Source organism: Trebonia sp. (genome assembly GCF_049794275.1).
Taxonomy (GTDB): Bacteria; Actinomycetota; Actinomycetes; order Streptosporangiales; family Streptosporangiaceae; genus Trebonia.
This window is the reverse complement of the sequence record NZ_JBARCR010000295.1, coordinates 1-7705: the sequence shown is the minus strand read 5'-3', so window position 1 is coordinate 7705 and position 7705 is coordinate 1. Positions and strand designations below refer to the sequence as shown.

Annotated in this window: 8 protein-coding genes; 6 read left to right on the top strand and 2 right to left on the bottom strand. The window is 66.4% G+C overall.

Features of this window, described 5'->3' with window-relative positions:
- Positions 1 to 358: 358 nt before the first annotated feature.
- The 6 genes from WA805_RS08340 (at position 359) to WA805_RS08315 (ending at position 6132) form a co-directional block, all read left to right on the top strand.
- Entirely contained in the window at positions 359 to 919 is a 561-nt protein-coding gene (locus WA805_RS08340; protein ID WP_422287179.1) for a GNAT family N-acetyltransferase, read from the top strand.
- Positions 920 to 1414: 495 nt separating this feature from the next.
- Positions 1415 to 1585, top strand: coding sequence for a hypothetical protein (locus WA805_RS08335; RefSeq protein ID WP_422287177.1), 171 nt, complete (start codon positions 1415 to 1417; stop codon positions 1583 to 1585).
- A 329-nt stretch (positions 1586 to 1914) separates the two neighbouring features.
- Complete coding sequence (locus WA805_RS08330; RefSeq protein WP_422287175.1) at positions 1915 to 2481, top strand: hypothetical protein; 567 nt, start codon at positions 1915 to 1917, stop codon at positions 2479 to 2481.
- A gap of 303 nt (positions 2482 to 2784) precedes the next feature.
- On the top strand, positions 2785 to 3687 hold the full coding sequence (locus WA805_RS08325) for a hypothetical protein (RefSeq protein WP_425242039.1): 903 nt from the start codon (positions 2785 to 2787) through the stop codon (positions 3685 to 3687).
- A 361-nt stretch (positions 3688 to 4048) separates the two neighbouring features.
- Positions 4049 to 5284, top strand: a complete 1236-nt coding sequence (locus WA805_RS08320) for a tyrosine-type recombinase/integrase (protein WP_425242038.1) — start codon at positions 4049 to 4051, stop codon at positions 5282 to 5284.
- 299 nt (positions 5285 to 5583) lie between these two features.
- Positions 5584 to 6132 carry a hypothetical protein gene (locus WA805_RS08315; protein ID WP_422326283.1) on the top strand — a complete coding sequence of 183 codons (549 nt, stop codon included), beginning with the start codon at positions 5584 to 5586 and terminating at the stop codon, positions 6130 to 6132.
- Between the two features lie 523 nt (positions 6133 to 6655).
- Here the strand turns inward: WA805_RS08315 and WA805_RS08310 are convergent.
- Together WA805_RS08310 and WA805_RS08305 are read right to left on the bottom strand one after the other, a co-directional pair.
- Positions 6656 to 7405 (bottom strand): ANTAR domain-containing protein, encoded by a 750-nt coding sequence (locus WA805_RS08310; RefSeq protein ID WP_425242041.1) that lies wholly within the window; start codon positions 7403 to 7405, stop codon positions 6656 to 6658.
- Between the two features lie 125 nt (positions 7406 to 7530).
- On the bottom strand, positions 7531 to 7680 hold the full coding sequence (locus WA805_RS08305) for an ANTAR domain-containing protein (protein ID WP_425242040.1): 150 nt from the start codon (positions 7678 to 7680) through the stop codon (positions 7531 to 7533).
- Positions 7681 to 7705 lie beyond the last annotated feature (25 nt).

The following is a 7705-nucleotide window of genomic DNA, read 5'->3' as shown; positions in this document are numbered from 1 at the left end:
TGATGTCTTATTTATGTCAATCGCTTCGGCCCTAGTGACCGATTGGTCCTCGACCGTAGATCCTGATCTGCTGTCGTTAGTCGTCGTAGCCGGAGCCAGGGTCGATCCGCAGGGTCTTCTTCTGGGGTCAAGATCGCCGGGCGCGTGAGTGTCGCGCATCAAGTGAAGCCACGGTGTCGCACATCAAGCGGAGCCGGACAGAGAAGTCGGCGTTTGTGATCCGACAGCTGATGTGCGACACATCTCTGCCACCTGATGTGCGACAGGTCTAGACGCCTGCCGATCACGTGACGGGCGGCGTGCGACGCACGGATCTGCCGATGCGCACCATGTCATACCGCCCGGGCACACTATGGGTATGACGTTGACGACTCGAATGCTCACGCCGGAGACCTGGGACGACTTCGCTGCGCTCGTCGAGGCTAACAACGGCGTCTGGGGTGGTTGCTGGTGCATTGGATTCCACCCGGAGGGCGTCGGCCATGGGCGCGAAGGAAACCGGGATTTGAAGCGTCGGCATGTGACGCGCGGAACGGTCCACCAGGTGCTGGTCTACGACGGTGACCGCTGCGTCGGCTGGTGCCAGTTCGGGCCACCGGCCGAGGTGGCTACCATCAAGAACCGCAAAGCCTATGAACAGGGTCTAGCCGAGTTGCCGGACTGGCGGATCGGCTGCATCTTCACCAGCGCGAAGGATCGCGGGAAGGGTGTCGCCGCCACTGCGGTCGCGGCGGCACTCGACGAGATCAAGCGGGCCGGGGGCGGCGTTGTCGAGGCCTATCCGGAGCAGACCGAGGAGCGGCCGCCGCAGCGTGGCGCCTATCTGCACACAGGACCGGAGGAGTTGTATGCGCGATACGGCTTCACGCGGGTTCGGAAGATCGCGAAGTGGCGGTGGGTCATGCGCACCAAGATCTGATCCCGCCGCTCGCCGCCGTTCTCGCAAGGTGATGTTTCCGTGAGCCGGTAATAACAGTGTTGCGGCACATCGACCTGGTCTGTGCCCGACCCGAACGTCCCGGTCGAGGACTTGGTCGGCGTGATTTAAGGGACTTCGTCGATCCTCGCGCTCAATAAGTAGCCGGGATCCGCGCTTTGGGCTGTCGCAGATCAGCTGGCGGACGAGTGTCGCGCATCACCCGACGGAGGACAGAGAAGTCGGCGTTGCCCTGTGACAACTATCTTTGGCCAACCGCGCCCGGTGACAACAATCCTGGCCAGCAGGTGACAGATAACGTGGCCAGATCGAGCCGCGCTAGCCGCTCAGCCACCCGGAGTGGTGACAGTTATCGTGTCCCGGCACAGCCGCCGCCGCTGTGATCCCTGGTGGGCGGCCGCCGGTACCGCTCGGTATCGATCCATTTAACTAAATAGCCCGCGATCTTTCGCTCCGTGGTGCTCTTGTCTGGTAACCATGAGCAGTGTGGTGCCGGTGGGGTCGGACTGCTGCGGGCTTGATGACCTGTTCCTGGCCTACGGGACCGAGGCGCAACGCGGCTGCCTGTGCCAGGGCGTGGCGTGCGCGGTCCGGGGCCTGGGGGAAGTTCCGGTGGCGGGGTGCGTGCCGGTACGGCGGTTCGCCTAGCGGCAGCGGCAGTGCCGGCGCAGAAGATACCCGGCTGCGCGGCTGGCCCGCTTCTTGCTGTTATCAGGGATGGGGTGGGAGGTGCGAAGGTAGGCCGAACGGGGCGAATAGGGACGGGTAGGCGAAGGCGACGATCCGGGCGATGCCTGTGTCCGTGACCGTGAGGACCTGGATCGCGTGCGCGCGGTTTGTCCGACCGCTACGCGGCCGGTGCGCGGGGCTTTGATATTGCGTCCGCGCGATGCCGTCAGGCACCACGCAGCGGGGGCGGGGGTAGAGCCCCGCCGTTGGGTCATAGGGGGTCAATACCAGGGATTTAAGCTGACCATGTGACCACGCAGACCAAAGACGGCAGTACATGGCGCCTCGGGACCCACGCCGAGGTCGCCTGGATTGCCGATGGCACTACTCCGGGTTTGACCATCACTTCAGCCATTCCCCCGGTCTATGAGGCCTACGTCACGGTTGTGATACCGGAGGAACCCGAAGACCGGCGCAGACGCGACCGGGTCGTCGTCGCCCTGCTCGGCGGACATTCAGCTGGCCAGCCATGGTGGCTCGGCTACCTCGACACAGGCGCCGATGACATCGTCTTCCCCGATGCGCCCAGGGTGACCTTGTACACGGGATGGGATTACGTGCTGGCCGAAGCAGGGCCAGAGCAAGCTGCCGCCTGGCGCCGAGGCGAGCCCTGGTCACTCCGGAAAGGCGTCCTGCCCGACCTGATGTTCCCTGCCGACCGCGCCTGGCTATTCTCAACGCTGTGGGACGACGACTGGAGCTGCATCGGCGGACCCGTCGCGCTCGTGAACAGGCTCGTGGACCATCCTGACCTGGAGGCGAGACTGGTCGACCTCAGCCAGGACGCCACGCCGCCAGGCCACCAGGCGAGATGACGGCTTTCCCAGCATGGCCCCGGACGGGCCGCATCTGGCGCATCTTGGGTCCAGATCAGAGGCTGACGGTAACCTCAACAGTGAACTGCCTAGCGGGCTCGGATGCGGCAGGAGCGGCTAACGAGCTGCTGGGCGATTTTCATTGATCTGCTCGCAAGCGGCGAGGAACGGGGCCGCGCGATGCGCATTGTCGGCCCTGCGCGTTTGGCGCCATAATGTGGCATGCGTCGGCGATGCCGTCCCGCTGCCCGTCATGTCCTCATCGGGAGCCTAGCGCTGGCGCTGGCCGGGTGCGGGACTACGGTGATCACAAACGCCCGCGGTTCACCGGCTCCCCGCGCGGCGGTGGTCTCTCATGCTTTGTCCCCGCAGCAGGCCAAGGCTGAAGCGGCGGCGATCCTCGGGGCATTCATCCCACCGCCAGCGGCGCAGCGGCTGGCGGCGCCCCCCGGCGGCGTCGGCGGAAAACTGGACAATCCCATTTTCATGTCGGGGGATCCCGACACCGTGTACAGCGCGTCCCTCTGGAAGGCGCAGGGAATGTCACCGCTGCAGGTGCTGACCTGGGAGAAGGCACACCTGTCGAGCCGGTTCAGGCTGACGTTTGTGGGCGGTGAGGCGGCACCGACGCGGCCGGCTATCCCCGGGGTACCAACCCCGCCGAGCGATCCGTACCACGATGCAAGCTATGAGTTCGACCTCCAGGGGGCCGGCATTCCCCCCGCAGCGGAGATGATCGTGCAAGCCGCCAGCAGTCCCGCCGGACAGACCTATGTCCGGGTCGATGTCCAGGTGTCGTGGCAGCCGCAGCGGGCCGCCGCCGAACGAGTACCCGCCGGTGTCACTGCCATCACGATCACCGCCCAGCCTGACATGAACAAGCCGCACGACCGGCCCGCTCCTGTCACGCTCACCGACCCGGCCAGGGTGGGCAAGATCGTCAGACTGGTTGACAGCCTTCCCCTGAACCCGGGAGGCGGCCACTGCAGCCTCAACGAGAATGGCAAGGGGATCACGCTGTCGTTCCTCGGCCACGCCAACAGCCCGGTGCTGGCCACCGCCAGCGAGCTGATCCCGAATTGCGGCGGCGTCCAGTTCGCCATCCGGGGCACGGACCAGCCAATACTTAGTGATCCTGGTTCTTTCACCCAGCAAGCGCTCTCGATCGCCGGGGTGCGGTGGCCGGGCTTCAACATGCCCGGCTAACTACCTGCCCACCAGCAAGACCAGCGGCGGTCGAGTCCGTCGGGACGCCGGGCCTGCGCGCTTCAGGCCTCTCCCGATCGGCTAGAGGCCTGTGACCGCGCGCTCGGAGGAGGTCACCGGTCGATGCGGCGCGGGGTCGGCATAGAACTTACACCCGTGTTCGGGCCGCGATGTTGCGCCTGGACAGACGCTCAGCCTAAAGATCGCATGTCGCTTCGATCGTGAGGCGACGACGCGTTGGGTATTGGCACGTCCCGCTAGAGCAGGTCAATTGCGCAATCTGACTTACGGTGGCTGTTGTCGCAGCTAGATCGCTTGTGATATTGCTAGCAGTCATCGTAAAAGTCATGGAGTGGCAGACATGGCGCTCGCTCTGAACCGTACCGGCGTCGTCTTCAAGAAGTGCGACCTCGCCGGCCACAAGCCCGACTCCAACAAGGCATGCGCGGCCGACACGTGCCAGCACACGTGTACGGACGTGGAACGCTGCTCGCACGCCTGGACGCTGCGCTACTGGGTCGACGGCAGGCAGCGCGAACGCAGCTTCAAAGACGAGGTCCGCCACGGGCGCACGGTCTACGGCAGCGGCCGGAAACTGGCCCAAGATGCGCAGCTCAAGCTAACCGTGGACAAGCGGGCAGGTGACCGGACGTTCGCGGACTACTCGAAAGCGGGCAAGGCGAACTTTGGGGATGCCGCCGAGACGTTCATCATGCGGCTTCCGGTCAACGACCGTTCGCGCAGCTCGTATCTGAGCGCGTACCGGACGCATGTCAAGCCGCTCTACGGCAACAGCACGCTGGCCCGTGTGGCAAACGACCGTGACGGCGTGCTTGACCTGCTCACGGTCACGAAAGAGCTCAGCATTTCCGTACGGCGCAACGCGCGCATGGTCATCACGGGCACGTGCGACGAGGCAGTTAAGGCGGGGAAGATCCGGGAGCACCGGCTGGCGGATATCGAGCTATCGGACAACGGCACCAAACACGACCGGACGGATTTTGTGTTCCCCGCTCACGCGCAAGTAAAGTTCGTCGCGGACGGGAATGACGAAACGCTAGGCGCGGGCATCTGCGTATGGCTCATGCGCGGCTGCGGCCTGCGCATCGAAGAAGCGCTTGCAGTCGAGAAGAAAGACATTCGGGAGAACGGAACGATCCTGCGCGTGTATCAGCAGGCCACGCGGGATGGCCGGGAGACGGCACCGCTCAAGAAGCGCAAGCGCGGAGAGTACCGCGACATTCCGGTACCCACTTGGCTGTGGGATATGGTCAAGGATCTACCGGGCGGCCCGCTCATGCCGGGGAACGGCGACCGGAATTACCAGCTCTACGGGACAGTTTACGACCGGTTCATGAACGCGGCGGAGAAAGCGAAGATTCCGGCGGGTTTCACGCCGCATTCTTTGCGGCATGCGTTCGCGTCCGCGATGCTGGGCAAGGGCGTCCCGATTACCGACGTGGCGAACTGGCTAGGGCACCGCGACGTGCGGGTGACGTACGGGATCTACGGTCACCTCGTGCCGTCCGCAGCGGCCCGCGCTACCGCAGTGCTTGACGAGGAATACACCGAATGGAGCGGCCAGCAAGAGGGTTGAACTGCTCGGTGGACGGAATAAGTGAAAGACCCTCGCCTGTCAGGGTACGGCGAGGGTCTTTTGCGTTAGGCGCCGACTGGCAGAATCGTCAGTCGAATACTGTCCCTTCTGTGTAAGCATTCACGTTTCCGCGCGGGCACTGTCGTGGCTCATCTGGGGCATCAGATCGCGCAGGCCCGCGCCCGTGTCGGCCGCGAGCTGGTTGCCGGTGTGGTGTAGATCATGAAAATGCAGGCCAGGTGCGCCGATCGCCGTGACCGCCTCGGACCACCTGCCCCTCGCGACGTACCGTTACGGGCATGACGGCGCGTCCGGTCCCCGCTCGGCCGATCCCGGAGCGGGTCGTGGTGGTCGGCTGCGCTGGCAGCGGAAAGACGACGTTGGCGCGCGAGCTTGCGGTGCGACTGGACGCGCGGCACATCGAACGCGACGCGCTTGGCGATGACGAGGCTCCCGGCTTCGCTGCACTGGTCGCTGCCGCCGTCGAGGCTGCCGGCGGGCGGTGGGTGTTCGACGGTGCGCCCTATAACGCTGAGGCGCTGGTGTATCCGCACGCCGATGCCCTCGTCGCCTTGGACTATCCGCGGCGGGTCGTATGGCGCCGCGTTGTGGCTCGTTCTCTGCGGCTCTGGCTTACTCGCCGGGGCGACGGGGCGCACACCTCCGCCTCCCCGCCCTGGAGGTGGTGGTCGCCTACCCATCCGGTGCGCTGGGCTGCGCAGACGCACGCCGCGCGGCACGCGGAGATTGGCGCGCTCCTTGCGCGGCCAGAGGTTGCCCGCATCCAGCGATTCCGGTTCACCTCCCCACGCCAGGCCGGGACATGGCTCACAAGCCTTCACCGCTGAACCAAACGGGGAACGTGACCTTTCGCGACGGGCGTTGGCCGGCACGCCGGACAACGGAGCGTGTTCGCCTTGGCCGGCGAGCGGTGACCTTGCCATCAGGCCACACCGCCTGGTCCCGCTGCGGTGTTACGCGCGATTCGCTATGAGCACCGGACGTCACTCCAGATGGATAGAGGACATGGGACAGGGCTTGGCCGAACTGTCCGGCGGTGTTCACGATGACGCGGCGATGCTCGCGGTGACGACTCCGGTCGATCAAGATCAGCATGTGAGAGGCACGGCGGAGAGCTGCCCTGAGATGGTCCGTTCGTTACGTGAGGTGACCGCCCGATGATGGAGTCCGCGCGGGTAGCCGCGTTAATTGGCGCAAGTTCTTGCGGTCCGGCACGGCCACCCTCATCGCACCGAACAGCTGATGTGTCCACCGTCGATGGTCAAGAGTGCGGTCGCGCTGAGGAACTCAGCGGCCGGCCGTTGCTTGAGGGTGGCGTTCAGCGCGCTGGACCCGGGTGCAGGGGAGCCGTCAGCTGCCCGCACTGTCGGGTGTGGGCCGGGCGGGTGCCCAGGCGAGCGGGTCGAGAGTTCCGTCGGTGGCGGCCTGGGCGACGTCGGTGAGGCGCTGGTTGTGGTTGCGGGCGTAGGTGCGCAGCCGGGTGAAGGCCTCGGCCAGGTCGATCCCGGCGCGTTCGGAGATCACGCCCTTGGCCTGCTCGATCGCCACCCGGCTGGCCAGGGCGGCGGACAGCTGCTCGTTCAGCCGCTGAGCCTCGGCGCTGGCCCGGTGCTGGGCGACGGACAAGGCGGCGAGGTCGGCGAAGGCCCGGGCGACGATGAGGTCCGCCTGGGCCATCGGGGCACGGGTGACGCTGAGCAGGTTCAGCGCGCCGAGGGTCACCTCCCGCAGCCGCAGCGGCAGGGCCAGCGCCGAGGCGAACCCGGCCTGCAGGGCGGCGGCGGAAAACGACGGCCACCGGCCGGCCCCGGCCTGCAGGTTCTCGTGCTGCACGGGCTCGCCGGTGCGGAACGCGTCCAGGCAGGGGCCTTCTTGCTGCTGGAGCTCGAACAGCTCCAGCAGGCGCATCGCCTCGCTGGAGGAGGCCACCAGCCCCAGGCTGCCCCCGGGAGAAGCCAGCATCACCCCGGCGGCGGAGACGCCGAGCAGATCGACGCACCGGTCCGCGACCCCGGTCAGCAAATCGACGACGTCATAGTCGTCGACCAGGGTATCGGCCATCTCGACCAGTGACCGGACCACATCGGCTTCCCGGGCCATCTCCACTCACCCTCCAGGGCGCCCGGCACCCATCAGGGGCCAGCGAGCGCCGGATCGGGACAATACCCGCAGCACCCATCCTAACGCCGGCCTGCCCCCGCTGCCAGCGCGCAGGGTGGGCTGGGTCATTCCAGCCGGAGCGTGCGGGCGATGACATCTTGGGCCACGTCAGCGAGCAGGCGGTCGCTGCTGAACGCGTGCGCCCGCAGCCGGATGAGCGCCTCGGTGACGCTAATGCCCCGCTGGGCCGAGAGGATGCCGGCCGCGTTGTGCACCGCGAAGTGGAAGTCGGCCCCGGCC